Annotated in this window: 18 protein-coding genes; 4 read left to right on the forward strand and 14 right to left on the reverse strand. The window is 65.6% G+C overall.

Annotated elements, in window-relative coordinates:
- The first annotated feature begins 6 nt into the window (after window positions 1-6).
- Window positions 7-786, forward strand: coding sequence for a type 1 glutamine amidotransferase domain-containing protein (locus tag ACIPVK_RS06095; RefSeq protein WP_407611070.1), 780 nt, complete (start codon window positions 7-9; stop codon window positions 784-786).
- Between the two features lie 285 nt (window positions 787-1,071).
- Here the strand turns inward: ACIPVK_RS06095 and ACIPVK_RS06100 are convergent, their stop codons facing one another.
- The 6 genes from ACIPVK_RS06100 to ACIPVK_RS06125 form a co-directional block, all read right to left on the reverse strand.
- Window positions 1,072-1,809 carry a YceI family protein gene (locus ACIPVK_RS06100; RefSeq protein WP_407611071.1) on the reverse strand — a complete coding sequence of 246 codons (738 nt, stop codon included), beginning with the start codon at window positions 1,807-1,809 and terminating at the stop codon, window positions 1,072-1,074.
- 369 nt (window positions 1,810-2,178) lie between these two features.
- Window positions 2,179-2,394 carry a ferredoxin gene (locus tag ACIPVK_RS06105; RefSeq protein WP_407611072.1) on the reverse strand — a complete coding sequence of 72 codons (216 nt, stop codon included), beginning with the start codon at window positions 2,392-2,394 and terminating at the stop codon, window positions 2,179-2,181.
- A gap of 63 nt (window positions 2,395-2,457) precedes the next feature.
- On the reverse strand, window positions 2,458-3,501 hold the full coding sequence (locus ACIPVK_RS06110) for a fatty acid desaturase family protein (RefSeq protein ID WP_407611073.1): 1,044 nt from the start codon (window positions 3,499-3,501) through the stop codon (window positions 2,458-2,460).
- A gap of 278 nt (window positions 3,502-3,779) precedes the next feature.
- Window positions 3,780-4,049 (reverse strand): 30S ribosomal protein S15, encoded by a 270-nt coding sequence (gene rpsO, locus ACIPVK_RS06115; RefSeq protein ID WP_264268046.1) that lies wholly within the window; start codon window positions 4,047-4,049, stop codon window positions 3,780-3,782.
- Window positions 4,050-4,218: 169 nt separating this feature from the next.
- On the reverse strand, window positions 4,219-5,034 hold the full coding sequence (locus ACIPVK_RS06120) for a class I SAM-dependent methyltransferase (RefSeq protein WP_407611074.1): 816 nt from the start codon (window positions 5,032-5,034) through the stop codon (window positions 4,219-4,221).
- Window positions 5,027-5,974 carry a bifunctional riboflavin kinase/FAD synthetase gene (locus tag ACIPVK_RS06125; protein WP_407611075.1) on the reverse strand — a complete coding sequence of 316 codons (948 nt, stop codon included), beginning with the start codon at window positions 5,972-5,974 and terminating at the stop codon, window positions 5,027-5,029. The genes ACIPVK_RS06120 and ACIPVK_RS06125 overlap by 8 nt, the downstream gene beginning before the upstream one ends.
- Before the next feature lie 178 nt (window positions 5,975-6,152).
- On the opposite strand from ACIPVK_RS06125, the gene ACIPVK_RS06130 reads away from it, so the two are divergent.
- Complete coding sequence (locus tag ACIPVK_RS06130; protein ID WP_407611076.1) at window positions 6,153-6,767, forward strand: DUF937 domain-containing protein; 615 nt, start codon at window positions 6,153-6,155, stop codon at window positions 6,765-6,767.
- A 90-nt stretch (window positions 6,768-6,857) separates the two neighbouring features.
- Here the strand turns inward: ACIPVK_RS06130 and ACIPVK_RS06135 are convergent, their stop codons facing one another.
- The 3 genes from ACIPVK_RS06135 to truB form a co-directional block, all read right to left on the reverse strand.
- A complete protein-coding gene (locus ACIPVK_RS06135) occupies window positions 6,858-7,364 on the reverse strand; it encodes a hypothetical protein (RefSeq protein WP_407611077.1) in 507 nt (168 codons plus the stop codon).
- Entirely contained in the window at window positions 7,361-7,735 is a 375-nt protein-coding gene (locus ACIPVK_RS06140; RefSeq protein ID WP_407611078.1) for a hypothetical protein, read from the reverse strand. Before ACIPVK_RS06140 ends, ACIPVK_RS06135 begins: the two co-directional genes overlap by 4 nt.
- Window positions 7,736-7,807: 72 nt before the next feature.
- On the reverse strand, window positions 7,808-8,719 hold the full coding sequence (truB, locus tag ACIPVK_RS06145) for a tRNA pseudouridine(55) synthase TruB (protein ID WP_407611079.1): 912 nt from the start codon (window positions 8,717-8,719) through the stop codon (window positions 7,808-7,810).
- A gap of 498 nt (window positions 8,720-9,217) precedes the next feature.
- On the opposite strand from truB, the gene ACIPVK_RS06150 reads away from it, so the two are divergent.
- Window positions 9,218-10,318, forward strand: a complete 1,101-nt coding sequence (locus ACIPVK_RS06150) for a ScyD/ScyE family protein (protein ID WP_407611080.1) — start codon at window positions 9,218-9,220, stop codon at window positions 10,316-10,318.
- A 116-nt stretch (window positions 10,319-10,434) separates the two neighbouring features.
- Here ACIPVK_RS06150 and rbfA read toward each other — a convergent pair whose 3' ends face one another.
- The 5 genes from rbfA to rimP form a co-directional block, all read right to left on the reverse strand.
- Window positions 10,435-10,872, reverse strand: coding sequence for a 30S ribosome-binding factor RbfA (gene rbfA, locus ACIPVK_RS06155; protein ID WP_407611081.1), 438 nt, complete (start codon window positions 10,870-10,872; stop codon window positions 10,435-10,437).
- Between the two features lie 116 nt (window positions 10,873-10,988).
- Window positions 10,989-13,859, reverse strand: a complete 2,871-nt coding sequence (gene infB, locus ACIPVK_RS06160; RefSeq protein ID WP_407611082.1) for a translation initiation factor IF-2 — start codon at window positions 13,857-13,859, stop codon at window positions 10,989-10,991.
- A 162-nt stretch (window positions 13,860-14,021) separates the two neighbouring features.
- Window positions 14,022-14,345, reverse strand: coding sequence for a YlxR family protein (locus tag ACIPVK_RS06165; protein ID WP_407611137.1), 324 nt, complete (start codon window positions 14,343-14,345; stop codon window positions 14,022-14,024).
- 234 nt (window positions 14,346-14,579) lie between these two features.
- Entirely contained in the window at window positions 14,580-15,554 is a 975-nt protein-coding gene (nusA, locus tag ACIPVK_RS06170) for a transcription termination factor NusA (RefSeq protein ID WP_407611083.1), read from the reverse strand.
- A gap of 1 nt (window position 15,555) precedes the next feature.
- Window positions 15,556-16,134: a ribosome maturation factor RimP gene (rimP, locus tag ACIPVK_RS06175; RefSeq protein WP_407611084.1), complete on the reverse strand. Its 579-nt coding sequence runs from the start codon at window positions 16,132-16,134 to the stop codon at window positions 15,556-15,558.
- Window positions 16,135-16,252: 118 nt separating this feature from the next.
- On the opposite strand from rimP, the gene ACIPVK_RS06180 reads away from it, so the two are divergent.
- Window positions 16,253-17,512, forward strand: a complete 1,260-nt coding sequence (locus ACIPVK_RS06180) for a hypothetical protein (protein WP_407611085.1) — start codon at window positions 16,253-16,255, stop codon at window positions 17,510-17,512.
- Window positions 17,513-17,534 lie beyond the last annotated feature (22 nt).

A 17,534-nucleotide genomic window follows, 5' to 3' on the forward strand; every position in this document is an offset into this window, starting at 1 on the left:
CACATCATGAAGAAAATCCTCATGGTTCTGACTAGCGTTTCCGAGATCGGCGATACGGGAGAGACGACCGGCTACAACGTGGCCGAGGCTGCACATCCTTGGAAGGTCTTCAAGGATTCCGGGCATTTCGTCGACTTCGCGTCCATCCAGGGCGGCCAGCCTCCGCGCGACAAGGTGGACCCGGAAGATCCCATCCAAGTTGCCTTCACCCAGGACGAGACCACGCGCGCCGGCCTTTACAACACAGCCCGCGTCGCCGTCGTCGATCCCGGCCAATACGACGCCGTGTACCTCGTGGGAGGCCACGGCACCATGTGGGACTTCCCGGACAACGAAGGCCTACAGAACCTGGTGGCCAGTGTCTATGACGCCGGCGGCGTGGTGGGCGCGGTATGCCACGGACCTGCAGGCCTGGTGAACGTGGAACTGGCGAACGGGTTCCGCCTCGTCGAGGGCCGGAGGGTGGCGGCCTTCACCAACGACGAGGAGGTTGCCGTCGGGAAGGACAAGGTCATTCCATTCTTCCTGGCGGACCGTCTGGAAGAACAGGGCGCCACCCACGTGCCCGCGAAGGACTTCACGGAAAACGTCGTGGTGGACGAACGCCTGGTGACTGGCCAGAACCCCGCCTCCGCCGCCCGCGTGGCCAAGGAAATGGAGAAGCTCCTGGCCGAGGTCATCCACCAGGAAAAGGCCGAGGAGCACGATGAGGCCGAGGCCCTGCGCGCCGAGAAGGACGCCGAAAAGGCGGCAAAGAAGGCAGCAGAAGCACACACCGAGCACTGATATCGACATCACGCTGGAACTGGTGGCCGCTCCGTCGACGGGGTGGCCGCCAATCGTCGTTCCCGGCACGCTTGCGTATCGGGTTACCGGGAGTGTCGGCCGCTGTTTTCAGGTTTCGTCGTCGTTGTCGTTCCGAGGTTGAACCAGTGCGTCTCGAGAATAGCTGCGCCGAGGCGTGGGAATCGACCGGCATTCCCGGCTCCCAACGTCGTTGGGGATACCCGTACGCCGATCGGCCAACGGACACCTGAACGGCTTCGATGCCCCAACCTCATGTCTGCGGTTTCAGTCTTGCGTGACGTTCAGCGAGAACTCAATGAAACCGGAATCCTCCACGGCGACGAACCCCAAGTTCGGTGCCTCGACTCCGAATTCCGCCCAGGTCATGGGGATTTGGCCGACCAGCTGAGCTGAACCATCGACGAATGCACCCTGCACCGTGGCGTCGACAGGCACGGTCTTGCCGTTCAGCGTGAGGTCGCCCTTGATCGAGAAAGTCTGGGTGTCACCCTCGAGTGTCGCAGCCACGTCAACGGGGTCGGTGAGCGTGAAGCTCGCCTCGGGGAATTGCGACGTGTCAATGGCCGAGGTGCGGAAGTACTGATCGCGTCGATCCGAGTCCGTGGTGATGGTGTCCACCTTCAGCGTGAGATCCGCTGCCGTGAGCTCATCGTCCTCGACGGTCAACGAACCACTGACGTCTTCGGTGCGGCCGGTGACGGTCACGTCGGCACCGTTGAGGACCTCGTCCAGACGGTAGCCTGCGAAGGATCCGGAACCGATGGTCCACGTTCCTGCGCGGTCCGTGGAAGCCGATGCTTCCCCGGCCTCCCCCGCATCGCTCGACGCCTCACCGCTTGGCGTTGCCGACAGCGTCGGCACATCCTCGGCTTGGGCGGAGACGTTGGCGGCATAGATTCGGCTGCCCATGAACACACCTGCAACGATCATTGCCACCGCAATGGCGATGAACCAGATCAGTCGTTTGTTCTTAGGGCGGGCCGGTGCCTGCTGGTCGGTCATGGGGTCTCCCGATCGATCGCGCCGTCCTTCGGCGAACTTTTACTTGACCCTTAAATTATTGCATCGCGGGCAGCGCCTCATGCCGAATCGAGCGGTTGCCCGCAGACTTCACCACGAACGCACAGGCCACGAACAGAGAAGATTTAGCCCCGTCGACGGAATGGCATCCGGCGGCGGCGCTCTTCCTTGCTTAGGTCGTTACCGAGATAATCGAAGTTTTTGGAATCGTCGCCGTTTTATTCTTTGCGGTCACCGTTCGGGCGGTCGAGCACATGCACTGTTATCTCCGGCAGCTCATACGGTTGATGACCATTGTTGTTCTTGTCATTCTCAGGCGTGGCATCAAACCCATTTCCCGTGCAGGACAGGCTACCGGGTCGAAATCGGTCGATCGTCGATTTGGATTGTCCCTGACGGACACAGATATTCGGCCTCCCTCACGGAATTCCATTCGGACTCGGACGGGTGCTGGTCCAGGAGTTCCACGAAACCACCGCTCTCCTCGCGATTCCGAAAAACCGCGGGAGCGACAAGACCACAGTTGCCCGAGGCGACGCACGTTGCGTGGTGTGTTGTGACTTTCATTTTTTGGGTTCCTCCCTCGGGGCGGCCTGATCACATTGCAGGAATGCAGCAATCGCTACGATGTTACCCGCGGTATCGCCGTACCAGCGGGCATCCGTATGGATCCCGATTCTTCAAGCCGACCTGGTTCAGATAGGAGATTACGGTGCAGAATGCATCAGACAACGATTTCTCGGTGTAGGCGATCTCGTATCGGGAACAGTACTCGCGGACGAACTCTCGCAAAGCCCGAAGGTTGGGGCGAGGAGCCACCGGGAAGAGATGATGTTCGATCTGGTACTGGAGGCCGCCCATCAGCAAGCGCACCATCGGCCCGTTTCGAATGTTTCGCGACATGTTCACCTGCCGACGCAAGAAATCTATGTGTACGCCGGCGGGGACGGTGGGCATTCCGATGTGGTTGAGCGCGAACGCACCGCCGAGCAAGAGCCCGAAGATACTGACCTGGAGCCCGACAAAACCGAAAGCGAGGCCAGCCGGCAACACGGAAAACAAGAGCGTGAGATAGGCGGTGTGTCGTGTGGCGATCAGTGCGATCTCGGTGAGGCGGAACGAAACCCGGGGCTTGGTGAAGAGCATCCTCAACGACGCGTAGTGCAGGTTCAGTCCTTCGAAGAGCAGCAGGGGAATGAACCACGTCCCCTGGTGTTTGGCGAATTTGGCGCGGAGACCGCTCCGCTGGTCGCTCTCATCTGGAGTGAAGGCCAGAATCCAGGACTTGACATCCGGATCCATACCGTCCTGGTTCGGGTGCGCATGATGACTGTTGTGCTTGGCCATCCACCAGCCGTAACTCACGCCGACGAATAACCCGGAAAGTATGCGCGCCGTCCACTCATTCCAGACACGGGACGCGAAAATCTGCCGATGTGCGGCTTCGTGCGACAGAAAAGCGAGTTGCGTCATCACGAAGCCGACCAAGGGCGCGATGATCAGCTGATACCAAGCCTCTGCCAGCAGGACGACTGCCGCCGACAACGCCGTCAGGGCCAATACCCAACCGATGATCATGGCCCAATAGAATCCGTAGCAGCGGCGCATCAGCCCTGCATCGTGCACCTCTTGACTCAGTTGTCGGTAGGTTTCCACATATTGGTTAGCGACCATGGCGCATCCGCGTGTGCCAATTGCCTTGAGTCCGGTCGAGGAGCGCCTCGTGCACGGCTGAACTGAAGATCATGAAGCAACTCTAAGCACGTTTCGATTTCGTCAACAAGAGGCCGTCTGCTCTTGGACCAATCTGCACCGACGAGGTAAACACTGAAGTCGGACGGCCTATCGATAGTCGGGCACGCCCCCGCTCAGCCGCGCAACATCTGCTTGAACCTGAGCATAAAAAAATTCCCCGGTTCCCTTTGACGGGAACCGGGGAATCTCAATCAAACCTAGCGACGCAGGCCGAGACGCTCGATCAGCGCACGGTAACGCTCGATGTCGGCGCCCTTGAGGTATGCCAGCATACGACGACGACGACCAACCAGGGCCATCAGGCCGCGGCGGGTGTGGTGGTCATGCTTGTGCATCTTCAGGTGCTCCGTCAGATCCAGGATGCGGCGCGACATCACGGCGATCTGGACCTCCGGCGAACCGGTGTCGCCTTCGCTGGTGGCGTAGGCCTTCATGATTTCCTGCTTGATAGCGGCGTCTAATGCCACAATAACTCCTAGAGTTGTACCGCGTTTCAAAAACACCGTTGCCGGCAGGTGCACTCGCAACCGCGGACTGCAGCGGGCACCGCAGATAAGTCTAGCAAACGGATGCCCACCCGCGGCACCCTTGGGACCCATGCCACATGCACCCGGCTTCCTGCGCTTGCGCAAGAACCTAGCTGCGCAGCCGGGCCCGCCAGGCGTGGGTGAGGTACGGCAGCGCGAACGGCTCTCCCGGCACGTGGCCCAGGTGGTCGTAGAGGTACCAGGCCAGGTTGTGCTCGACCCGTGCCCGGGTGGCCGCTCCTGCGCGCAGGTAGTAGCTGCGGGACTTGGCCAGCTCGATGACCTGTTCCCCGCTCAGCATTTGTTCCCAGGTCCAGGCCCCGGACTCGGGCGCGTGGAACTCCGGGCCCAGCGGCGGGACGAAGTCCGGGCGGTGCACGTCGCCTGCATGCATGATCCGCGCCAGCCGGTGAACCCAGGAGACCGAGACATCGAGCTGGTTCCAGACCAGGGACAACTGACCGCAGGGGCGCAGCACCCGTGCCGCCTCGGAGCTGGCGGCCTTCGGGTCGACCCAGTGCCAGGCCTGGGCGTAGGTGATGACGTCCGTGCTCGATTCATCCAGCCCGGTGTCTTCCCCGGTCCCCGCAGTGGCGGCGACCTCGGGCAGCCGGGTGCGAAGCACCTCGAGCATGTCGTCGGAGGGTTCCACGGCGCCGACCTTCAGGCCGCGGCCCAGCAGCTGCGCGGTGAAGATCCCGGTGCCGGCCCCCACGTCCACTGCATCGCGGGCGGTCGCGGGCACCATGAAGTCCAGTGCCGCATCCGGGTAGTTCGGGCGCACCGCGTCGTAGTGCGCTCCCCCGGCCTTGAACGCCCGTGCCAGCTCCCGGCGCCGATTGGCGTCCATCGTGAAGGCGCGGGCGGGCAACCCGGGAACCGGGCGCGGGGTTGCCCCGGTTGGCCCGGGGCCCGAATCAGGCATCAAGCAGGACGGTACGGGTGCGTGCGACGTCCTCGCGCATCTGTTCGATCAGGGCCTCGATGCCCCGGTAGGCAACCATGGGGCGCAGGTGCTCCACGAATTCCACGGCGACCTGCTGGCCGTACAGGTCGAAGTCCTCCACGCCCTCGGCCGGGCGGTCGATCACATGCGCCTCCACCTGGCGGCTGACGCCCTCGAAAGTCGGGTTCGAGCCCACGGAAATGGCTGCCGGCCAGCGCACCTGCGCCTCGTCGACCAGCCAGCCGGCGTACACGCCGTCCGCGGGGATGATGCCGGAGGCCGAGGGGTCAAGGTTTGCGGTGGGGAACCCCAGTTCGCGGCCGCGGGCGGCCCCGTGCACGACCTCGCCGCGCATCCGGTGCGGGCGGCCCAGGATCTGGGCGGCGGTGGCGACCTCGCCGCGGTTCAGCGCCTCGCGAACCCAGGTCGAGGACCAGCGGCGGTGCTCCCCCACGTCCTCGACGCCGACGACGTCGAATGCGTATTGCTTGCCGAGTTCGACCATGGTGTTGAAGTCGCCGGAGTTCTCGCGCCCGAAGCGCACGTCGTGGCCCACCACGACGGTGCAGGCGTTCAGCGCGCCCACGATGACCTTGGCGACGAATTCCTCGGCGGTGGCGCGGGCGAAGTCCAGGGTGTAGCGGATCATGAGCAGGCCGTCGATGCCCTCCTCGGCGAGGGTCTCGATGCGGTCCTCGAGTCCCATGATCAGTTCGGGTGCGTCATCGGGGCGGTGCACCTGGGAGGGGTGCGGATCGAAGCTGATGGCAACGGCCCTGGCGTGGCGTTCCTTGGCGGTGGCCACCACGGCTGAGAGCACTTCGCGATGCCCGCGGTGGACGCCGTCGAAGTTGCCGATGGTGACTACCGACGGGCCGATGCCGGGCGGTACGGCTTCGAGGCCTTTCCAATAGTGCACGTTGCTCCTTCGCTGGTCATCCGGGCGGCCGCTTTGAGACCGGCCATAACCATTATGAACGACAAATACGCCAAGTGCCGATTCCTGCGTCCCCCATGCTCCCCTTGACGTGGCGTGCACCATAGGATGGGCGCAGGGCCGCAAATCCTCCGGCCCCGTCAACCACAAGGAGCTCCAGATGGCCGACCTGAATGAACTGCTTGACCTGATCCCCCTTGACCAGCTGGGCGCGAAGCTCGGCGTCGATGCCCAGACCGCCCGCGCCACCGCCGCAACCGCGCTTCCGTCGCTGCTCGCTGGCCTGCAAAACAACGCCGGCTCCCCCGAAGGCGAGGATGCCCTGGCCTCGGCCATCAAGCAGCACGACGCGGCGTTCCTGGACGGCGGGGTCGACATCGACGCGGTGGACACCGCGGACGGGCAGAAGATCGTGCAGCACTCCCTGGGCGAGAACCAGTCGGCGCTCACCGCGCAGCTCAGCGGTGCGGCACCCGGCGGCGTGGACCTGGGCGCGCTGGTGCAGAAGGCGCTGCCGATCCTGGCCCCGATTGTCATGTCGTACCTGGCCAAGAAGCTTTCCACCTCGCAGGGCGGGCTGGGAGGCCTGTTGGGCGGTTTGCTGGGCGGCCAGGCCGGGACGGCAGGGCAGCAGCCCGGCGGCCTGGACCTCGGCGGGATCCTGGGCGGGCTGTTCGGCGGAGACGGCACCCAACAGCAGCAGCCTCAGCAGGGCCAGGCTCCCGGGGGCCTGGACCTCGGAGGAATCCTCGGCGGGCTCTTCGGCAAGAAGTAACCCTCGGCCACAAACACAGGAGCCGGATTTCCCGCACCCCGCCGCATGGGCAGGGCAGGGGAAATCCGGCTCGTTTGCGTGCTCTTGGATCTAGGCCGTGGGCTCCGTCGGCTGCGCTTGGCCGTCATTCATGCGGTGGCGTCCCAGCCACCACAGGCCGATCAGCGGCAGCACCAGCGGCACGTAGCCGTAGCCGGAGCCGAAGTGCGACCACACGGCCGGGTGGGCAAAGAGGCTCGGCAGGGCGAAGCTCAGCGTCCCGACCACCAGCACGCCGACGAGCTCGAAGAGCACCGCGTACCAGGAGAGCCTCCAGCTGCCGGGGCGCTTGGATGCCATGGCGAGGGTTGCCACGATGTACACCAGGCCGGCCAGGGCGCTGAGCAGGTAGGCCAACGGGGCCTCGGAGAAGTCCATCAGGATCTGGTAGACGGCACGGACCGTGGCCGAGAGTGCCAGCACCCCGTAGACGGCAATGATGATGCGGCCCAGCCCGGAGCTGCGCCCGCCGTTGGACGGCGCGGCCTTGCTCCCGCCGCGCGTGGCGGCATCCGCGATGCGCGAACGCTTCGCCGTGTTCTTTCCCTGCTCGCTCATGCCGGCAGTGCTCCGTCCCAAATTTGTTCCATCCTGTACAGCATGACAAAAACGATAGCCCCGGAGACCGCCAACACCGCATTCGCATAGCGCGACTTGTCGGTGACCGCCCAGATGAAGGCCAGCACCGGGATCAGCAGCGCAGTAAGCAGGTAGCCCCAGAACTCCCATGGTTCCCCGCTGATCGCTTGTCCGCCGGCCTGGCGGATTGCCGCGGCGATCCCGTAAACCACCAGGAACACCTCCAGCAGCGCCACCGACACCAGGGCAAAATCATCCGGGTAGGTGCGGATGATGGTGGCCACCACGCCCAGCAGCACGGCCACGGCACACAGGATGGTCCCGGCAATAAAGAATCCGTCAACGATCACGGCGGAAGTTACCCCTTAGAAGTCATTCGTTCTCTCGGCCACGGTCACCGGTTTCTCCCGGAACGCCATTGCCTAGGAAGCGGTGGCAAACACCAATTCGGGCTTGGCGTTCTCGCCCTTGTTCTTCAGAAGCGCCACCAGGGTCCCGTCCGGGGCGAAGGCCGCGGTCATCTCCTCGGTGTCGTTCAGGCCGATCCTCCGGCCGTAGGAAAGCTCGGAACGCTCGTGCTCGCTCAGGTCGCGTCGGGTGAACAGCGCGTCGGCGGCCTTATCCAGCGGCAGGTACTCGAAGTCCTTGGCCAGCTGTTCCAAGGTGCGTGCGCGCTCCAGCGTGTAGGGCCCGACCTCGGTGCGGCGCAGCGCGGTCAGGTGCCCGCCCACCGCCAGGTCCTCGCCCAGGTCGCGGGCCAGGGCCCGGATGTAGGTGCCAGAGGAGCATTCGACGGTCACGTCGATGTCCAGGACCTTGCCGCCGCGTTCGCGGCGGATGTCGTGGACCTCGAAGCGGTGGATGGTGACCGGGCGGGCCGCAAGCTTCACGTCTTCCCCGGCGCGCACGCGGGCGTAGGCGCGTTCGCCATTGACCTTGATGGCGCTGACAGAGGAGGGCACCTGCTCGATCGGGCCGGTGAGCTTGGCAATGGAGGCGTGGATGGCCTCTTCGGTGAGCGCAGCGGCGATCCGGGTCTGCACGATCTCACCCTCGGCGTCGTCGGTGATGGTCGACTCCCCCAGGCGGATGGTGGCGGTGTAGGTCTTGTTGGCGCCCACGATGTAGGTCAGCAGGCGGGTGGCCTTGTTGATGCCAAGCACCAGCACGCCGGTGGCCATCGGGTCCAAGGTGCCCGCGTGTCCGACCTTGCGGGTACCTGCAAGCCGGCGCGTGCGGCCAACCACATCATGGCTCGTCCAACCCTGCGGTTTGTCGACAATGACCAGGCCTGAGCCAATGGGTTCCGTGGGGTTCTGCGCGGCTGTTTTCACGCCCTCCAGTATAGGCCGGTTCCCTGGGGGCAATTTCCCGACGCCGGTTTGCCTTGGACCAATGTGGCCAAGCTATCCACGATTCCCGGGCCCCGGCCCACGCCCCCACGTCAGACAAGTCACCTGCGCGGCCATCGAAGGAGCTCGGCAGCGAGGCATCCCGGGCCGAGGCCATCGAGAAGCAGGACAACGTGCGGCATTGACTTCACGATGCCCTCGGCCTAGCGTTCTGGGTGTCTGGCCACGGCCGGATCACATGTGTCGGGCAAGGGGCAGCTGGGGGCGCCAACACCCTCGTCCCGTTTTCACGGCATCCACTCGTCATTTCTTCATCGGCGTCACTCGCCAGCCTTTCGTGTTGCTCCGCAATGCCACAGCTCGACCGCGGCCATCCTGCCGCGACCTGGGGGCCATGTCGCGCGATGAAACGAGCCGGTTCAATAGTTCACGCACCGCGACCATGCGGTGCGTCCAGTTCTTTTGAAAAGGACCTCCAGCATGAAGTTTCGCGCATTTGCGGCGGTAGCCGCTGCCTCGGCCATGACGGTGACGCTCAGCGTCGCCCCGGCCCAGGCCCACAACACCCACCAACAGCCGGCACCGGCCATCACCAACGTCAAGACGCTCGCCGAAGGGCTCGGCGGCCCGCTGAAGGTCGCTTTCGGACCGGAGGGCAGGATCCTGGTTGCCGAGGCATTCGCCGGCAAGATCACCTCCGTCTCCCCCACCGGCGCGAAGACCACCTTGGTCAATGCCCCGGGCAAGGAAATCGCCGGGGTCTCCCACGCCCGCGGCACCACGTACTACTTCGAGAATGCCGGGGCCACCGGCGAGGAACCGCCCTCCGGGCTCACCCCCGCCCTGCTGAAGTCCATCGACAAGCAGGGCAAGACCCGCACCATCACCGACTTGGCCAAGTTCGAAAGGAAGCACGACCCCGACGGCCAGACCGTGTACGGGGTCCGGGATGCCTCGGCCAGTTGCCTGGCCCAGGCACCGGAGCTGCGCTCCATGGGCGAGCTCTATTCGCACCCGTATTCCAGCCTCCCGGGGCGCAACGGCGTGTATGTCGGAGACGCGGGGGCCAACGCCATCCTGCACGTGAACAACCAAGGCAAGGTCTCGCTGGTGAAGAAGGTTCCGGCCGAACCCGTCACCATCACCGAGGCGGTCCAGGAGGCCGCCGCTGAAATGGACATCACCGTGCCCGACTGCATGCTCGGCCACACGTACTGGGCCCAGCCCGTTCCCACCGACATCACCATCAAGGGCAACTGGCTGTACTACACCGTGCTGCCCGGGGTTCCGGGTGAGTCCCTGTCCAAGGGCAAGGTCTACAAGATGAACCTCCACACCAAGAAGACCCAAACGGTCGCCACCGGGCTTAGCGGCCCCACGGGCATCGCCCTGGACAAGAGGGGCAACGTCTACGTGGCCGAGCTCTTCGGCAGCGGCGTTGCCAAGATCGTCAATGGACATGGGGTGACCGTGTTGCCCGCGATGATGGCCAGCGATGTCGCCATCCGCAACAACAAACTGGTCGCGAGCACCGAGGCTCTGACGCCCTCGGGCAAGTTGGTGACCGCCTCCATCAAGTAGTCGCACGCTCCAAGCGTTCCTGGCGAAACAAGAAACCCCGGGCGGGGATCCTGCAAAAGCAGGCTCCCGTCCGGGGTTTCCTAGTGCCCGACGCGCGGGCGGAAGCGAAGCACGACTTAGGAGGCGTCTTCCTCTTCCTCGTCGTGCTTGTACGGATCTGCATCGCCGGCGAAGGACTTGCCGGCCGCCAGTGCGGCAACCTCGGCGTCCTTGGCCTTGGCGACGCGCAGCAGCGCCTCGAGGTTCGACGCGTTCACCGGGATCTCGTCGGCAACGAATTCCAGGGTGGGGGTCAGGCGGACAGTCACGTTCCGTCCGACCTCCTTGCGCAGGACGCCCTTGGACTTCTCCAGGGCGGCAGCAGCGTCGGCCTTCGCCGTTTCGTCGCCGAAGACCGTGTAGTAGATCGTTGCGTGCTGCAGGTCGTTGGTCACGCGCGCGTCGGTGACCGTGATGGCCTCCACGCGCGGGTCCTTGACGGCCTTGCCCAGGGCCTGGGCCACGACGACCTTGATGCGTTGGGCCAGTTTTGCGGCGCGAGCTGAGTCAGCCACGTTCACTCCTTTTCCCGGCACCCGCGAGGGGTGCCGTTTAATGCGCTTCGACGGCGGGGAGCCACAACCTGTGCGGTTGCGGCCCCCCACCGTCGATTAGCAGCGCTTGATAATGATTAAGCGCGCGGCTTTTCGCGCATTTCGTAGGTCTCGATCGTGTCGCCGTCCTTGACGTCGTTGAACGAGCCCAGGCCGATACCACATTCGAAGCCCTCGCGGACCTCGGTGGCGTCGTCCTTGAACCGCTTGAGCGAATCCACGGTGAGGCCCTCGCCGATGACCTTGCCATCGCGCAGGACGCGTGCCTTGGAGTTGCGTCGGATGGTTCCGGAGCGAACGATCGAGCCGGCGATGTTGCCGAACTTCGAGGAACGGAAGACCTCGCGGACCTCCGCGGTGCCCAGCTGGGCTTCCTCGTACTCGGGCTTCAGCATGCCCTTGAGTGCCAGTTCGATGTCATCGATGGCGCCGTAGATGACCGAGTAGAAGCGCATGTCGACGCCCTCCTTGTCGGCCAGGTCCGCAACGCGCTCAGCAGGCTTGACGTTGAAGCCGATGATGATGGCGTTGTCAACGGTTGCCAGGTTGACGTCGTTCTGGGTGATCGCGCCGACGCCGCGGTGGATGACGCGCAGCTGCACGCCCTCGCCCACGTCGATCTTGAGCAGCGAATCTTCCAGGGCTTCCACGGCACCGGAAACGTCACCCTTGAGGATGAGGTTGAGGGTGTCGATCTTGCCATCGGCAACAGCCTGGTCGAAGTCTTCCAGGGTGATGCGCTTGCGACGCTTGGCCAGGGCCGCGTTGCGGTCCGCTGCTTCGCGCTTCTCGGCGATCTGGCGGGCGGTGCGCTCGTCGTCGGTCACCAGGAAGGTGTCGCCTGCACGCGGAACCGAGGACAGGCCGAGGACCTGGACCGGGCGCGAGGGCAGTGCAACGTCGAGGTTCTCGCCGTTCTCGTCGAACATGGCACGCACACGGCCGTGTGCGGTACCGGCGACGATGGTGTCGCCGACGGCCAGGGTACCGGACTGGACCAGCACGGTTGCCACGGCGCCGCGACCCTTGTCGAGGTTCGCTTCGATGGCGATGCCGCGGGCATCCTTGTCCGGGTTGGCACGCATGTCCAACGCGGCGTCTGCGGTCAGCAGCACTGCATCGAGCAGTTCGTCGATACCCATCTTCTGCAGGGCGGAGACGTGGATGAACATGGTGTCGCCACCGTATTCCTCCGGAACCAGGCCGTATTCGGCCAGCTGGCCCTTGACCTTGTCAGGGTTCGCCGCGTCCTTGTCGACCTTGTTCACTGCGACAACGATCGGAACGCCGGCGGCCTTGGCGTGGTTCAACGCCTCAACCGTCTGCGGCATGACGCCGTCATCCGCTGCAACAACCAATACCGCGATGTCGGTGACCTTGGCACCACGTGCACGCATGGCGGTGAACGCCTCGTGGCCCGGGGTGTCAATGAAGGTGATCGCGCGATCGATGTCTTCGTGGATGTGGTGGATCTGGTACGCACCGATGTGCTGGGTGATGCCGCCGGCTTCGCCCTCGATGACGTTGGACTTGCGGATCGCGTCGAGCAGGCGGGTCTTACCGTGGTCAACGTGACCCATGATGGTGACCACCGGCGGACGTGCCTCAAGCATGTCTTCGGTTTCGGCATCAAGCTCTGCGTCAAAGTCGATCGAGAACGAGGCGAGCAATTCGCGCTCTTCGTCCTCGGGGGACACGACGGTGACAACGTAGCCGAGCTCTGCACCCAAGACGTCAAAGGTCGCCTCATCCAGGGACTGGGTGGCGGTAGCCATTTCGCCCAGGTGGAAGAGCACGGTGACCAATGCGGCCGGGTTGGCGTTGATCTTGTCGGCGAAGTCGGTGATCGAGGCACCACGACGCAGGCGGATCTCGGTCGAGCCGTTGCCGCGGGGCACGCTCACGCCGCCCAGCGACGGAGCACTCATCTGCTCAAGTTCCTGGCGCTTGGCGCGCTTGGACTTTCGCTGCTTGCCGCGGCCTGCGCCGCCCTTGCCGAAGGCGCCCTGGGTTCCACCGCGACCGCGGTTGGGACCGCCGCCGCCCTTGTAACCGCCGCCGCCACCGGCTGCGCCGGGAGCTGCGCCCGGGGCGCCGCCCGGACGTGCCGGACCGCCGCGGCCGCCTGCTCCGCCCGGACGTGCACCGGCCGGAGCCGGACGTTCGGTGCGGTTGGGCATCATGCCGGGAGTAGCGCGAGCGCCTCCCGGGGTGCGCGGGCCTGCACCGGGTGCACCGGCCGGACGCGGTGCGCCCGGACGTGCTCCACCGGCACCTGCCGGGCGGGGACCGCCGGCACCTGCTGCGGGACGAGGTCCGCCGGCGCCTGCCGGGGGACGCGGGCCACCCGGGCGGGGACCGCCCGGACGGGGGCCACCGGCGCCGGGGCCGGAAGCGCGCATGCCCTGCTGGGATGCGAACGGGTTGTTGCCCGGACGCGGTCCGCCGGGCTTGGCACCCGGACGGGGTGCTGCGGAACGCTCGGGGCGGTCCGTACGCTCGGTGCGCTCGGGGCGTGCGTTCTCACCGGCGGGGCGCATGCCCTGCTGGGAGGAGAACGGGTTGTTGCCCGGACGCGGTGCACCGGGCTTGGCGCCCGGACGCGGTGCGGCCGAAGCCGAGGCGGCGGGTGCTGCCGGAGCCGCGGGTGCAGCCGGGGCTGCCGGTGCTTCGGCGGCGGGTGCTGCCGGGGCAGGCGTGGTGCCGGCCGGCTTCGGGGCCGTGGCGCCCGGGGTTGCCGGGGCGGCCGGAGCCTTGGCTGCCGGTGCTGCCTTGGGTGCTGCCGGGGCAGCGTCGGGGAACGCGGAGCGCAGCTTGCGCACTACCGGTGCCTCGATGGTTGAGGATGCGGAACGGACGAATTCGCCCATTTCCTGCAGTTTGGCAACTGCATCCTTTGAAGTGATTCCGAGCTCTTTGGCGAGCTCGTGTACGCGGACCTTAGCCACATTTCTCCTGTCTGAAGGTCCGCGCCACTTGTCAAAAAGTTTTTGGCACGAACCAACGTTTGCTGTCTAGCCCAGCATCCAAAACGGATGCCACAGGCGCTGCGACGCATAAGCGATTTGTCATCGTTAGGCGCTCATCGCTTGGAACTCATCGGGTTTCCATCAGATTTCTGACCCGCTTTCAGGTTGGACGTTTGTAAAGGCCGGTTTCCCAGGTTGGGTCCTGTCCTTGGCCCGCAGCTCCGACACAAGTGCGGAAACATCCACGTTGGTCCGAAAGGACCGCGCGAATGCCCCGCGTTGCACGGCGCGTTGGGCACATTCCGGGTTCGGGTGCAGCCAAGCACCCCGCCCGGGAAAGCTCCGGGTGGGATCGGGCACGGGAACGAATTTTCCGTCCCTTTCCCTCAACACCCAGCGCTTCAGCTGGTTCTGGTCCGCCACCACTCGGCAACCAATACACGTGCGCTGCGGCTGATGCTGCATTGACACGTTGGTTCTTCTCCCGAAATTGATTTGCCACCATGCGTAGTGGACCACAGACAAGTCTAGCGCGTTTCGTCAATCCGTGGAGCGTGCCCTGGGACACTCGAATCGCTCACACTTCACGGGGATGCCGGGCCGGGATCCGGACGGCAAAGGGCCGCCGGCCCACGGCCGGTCGGCACCAAAAAGGTGCCAACCGGTCGCGGGGCGCGACGGCCCTGAAGCGGGGTGTGGCTACTTGGCGTCGACCGCATCCGAGATGATGTCGATGCGCCAGCCGGTGAGCTTGGCGGCCAGGCGGGCGTTCTGCCCTTCCTTGCCGATCGCCAGCGAGAGCTGGTAGTCCGGAACCACGACGCGGGCCGAGCGGGTGGCCGGATCGGTGATGGTCACCGAGACGACCTTCGACGGGGACAGTGCCGAGGCAATGAACTTCGCCGGGTCCTCGTTGAAGTCGACGATGTCGATCTTCTCGTCGTTCAGCTCGGTCATGACGGCACGCACGCGCGAACCCATTTCACCGATGCAGGCACCCTTGGCGTTGACGCCCGGGATGTTGCCCTGCACGGCGATCTTGGTGCGGTGCCCGGCTTCGCGGGCCAGGGCGACGATCTCCACGGCGCCGTCGGCGATCTCCGGGACCTCGAGCTCGAAGAGGCGGCGAACCAGGTTCGGGTGCGAACGCGAGAGGGTGACGGCCGGGCCCTTGGGGCCGCGGTTGACGTCCACCACGTAGCAGCGGATGCGGTTGCCGTGGGGGTACTTCTCGCCCGGCACCTGTTCCGGCGGCGGCAGCAAGGCCTCCACGGTGCCCAGGTTCACCTGGACCATGATCGGGTTGTTGCCCTGCTGGATCTGCCCGGAGACGATCTCGCCGATCTTGTTCTTGAACTCGCCCACGACGTTGTCGTCCTCGGCGTCGCGCAGGCGCTGCAGGATGATCTGGCGTGCGGTCGAGGCGGCGATGCGGCCGAAGCCAGTGGGGGTGTCGTCGAACTCGCCCACCACGGTGCCGTCTTCCTCGGTCTCGGTGGCGAAGATCGTCACGTGGCCGTTGCGGCGGTCGACCTCGGCGCGTGCCTGCGGCATCGCACCCGGGGACTTCTGGTAGGCAATGAGCAGGGCCTGCTCAATGGTGGGGATCAGCACCTCGAGAGGGATTTCCCGCTCTTTTTCGAGCATGCGCAGCGCGCTCATATCAATGTCCAACTCAGGCCTCCACGTTTTCGTCGTCTTCGTCGTCAAGTTCTAGTTCAGTGAGGTCCGCGCTCTCGGCACGGGCAAACTCCACCTCGACGTTGCCGCGGCGGATCGATCCAAATTCAAGGGTGCGCGGTTCGCCGACCTTGGGCTTCATGCCCTTCTTCACGGCGATTTCCGGGATGATGGTGATTCCCTCGTCGGTGACCTCCGTGAGGCGGCCGAGCAGGTTGTCCTCGCCGATCACGTTGACCTTCACCATGCGCCCGACATTGCGGCGCCAGTGGCGCGGCAGGGTCAGCGGACGGGAGGTGCCCGGGGAGGAAACCTCAAGTTCGTACGGGTCCGAGGTGTCGTGCGGGTCCTTGTCCAGGGCCTCGGAAATGGAGCGGGAGACCTCGGCCACCTGGTCGAGCAGGATGCCCTCGGTGCCCTCGGTAGCGTCGACCACCACGTGCACGATGCGCTGGTCCCCGGCACGGCGGACCTCGACTTCTTCAAGCACCAGCTGGTGGGAGGCGACGGTGGGCTCCAGTAGTTCGGTGAGGCGGGCCGCCTCGAGCTGGATGTCTGCCGGCTTGCCGGTCATGAAAGTCCTCCCACATTATTCGATGTTGTGAATCCTAGGGTAGCGACTTTTGGGGCCATCCGTCTGCCCGGTTCCCCGCGGGCTTCCCCCTTGCCGGGTCCATGGGATGATCAAGGTGATGGATCAGCACCCCCAGGACCCCAGTGATCGTGTTTCCCGCCGACCCCGCCGCAGCGCCGCCCGGCTCCCCCTGCTGGCTTTGGCGGCGGTGTTTGCCGTGGCCGCCTCAACGCTCGGCACCGGGGTGTACCTGAACCGCGAATCCCCTACATGGCAACGAATATTGGGCACCGAACCGGTAGTCGAGGCGGCCCCGGACCCGGCCGCGGAACTGCCCGTCCTGCTCGCCGCGCTCGATGCAATGAGCAGCTCTCCGACCACTTCCGGAGCGTCCAAGTTGGCTGCCGCTTTGCAGGGCACCCGCACCATGCTGGCCGAGCATGTCGAATTACTCACACCCGGATTGCCGGCGGCATCGACGGCGTCCGGGGCCTCCGCATCCGGGACCGGAAGCGAGCCTTCGGCCGCCGACTCTTCCGCGGCCCCGCCGTTGACCGCGGCCGAATTTTCGCGGCTCCTGGCCCAGACCGGCAACGCCCTGCTAACCCAGTCCCTGGGGGCGGACGGGCAGGAAGCCCGCAGGCTTTCCGGCTCCGGCCTGGAACTGCTCGTCCAGGCCCGCACGGTGCTCGCCTCCTCCGGGGCGACGCAGGCGGCGCTCGACGCCCTGCCCGTGCCGGGCGGCACCGCGGAACCGGAAGCGGCGGCCGCGGCGGCAACTCCCACGGATTCGGAATCCACCACGGATTCGGACTCCAGCACCGACTCCGCTCCGGCAATCGGTGGAGCCACCACCGACGCGGCGGTGCGGGCCAAGATGCCCGCGTTCGCGGTTTCCTCCTGCCCCTCCTCCGCACCCACGGGAACCGAGGCACCCGACTCCGGCCGGCTGCTGGGCCAGGTCGCCGACGCCGCCTACCGGATGGGCTACGCCTATGACGTCGCCGGGGCACGGACCAGCGCCGGGCTGCGCACCGCCGCCTGGAACAGGTCCGCATTGCTGGTGGACTTCGCCCAGGCGGTGGAAAAGCAGTTCGGTGCGGAACTCAACTGCGAACCCCTGCGGCAGCCCGCCTACCAGCTGCCGGCCGACGCCATCCAAAACCCGATGGATGCGGCACGCAGCGGAGAGGCGCAATTGGCGCTGCTGTTGCGGGACGCCGCCGCGACCCAGGCCGGGGACTCCCGGGCCTACCTGTTGAAGGCCGCCTGGGCCCAGGCGCTCCACGCCCGCCAGGTCACCGGCGTCGCGCCGGACTTCACCCAAGTCGAGGGCGCAGCAGCCGCGGCCGAATCCGCTTTGCCTTCCGACGGGTAGCGTCCAAAAGGACACCGTTTTC

It is taken from the genome of Paeniglutamicibacter sp. MACA_103, assembly GCF_045798555.1.
GTDB lineage: Bacteria > Actinomycetota > Actinomycetes > Actinomycetales > Micrococcaceae > Paeniglutamicibacter.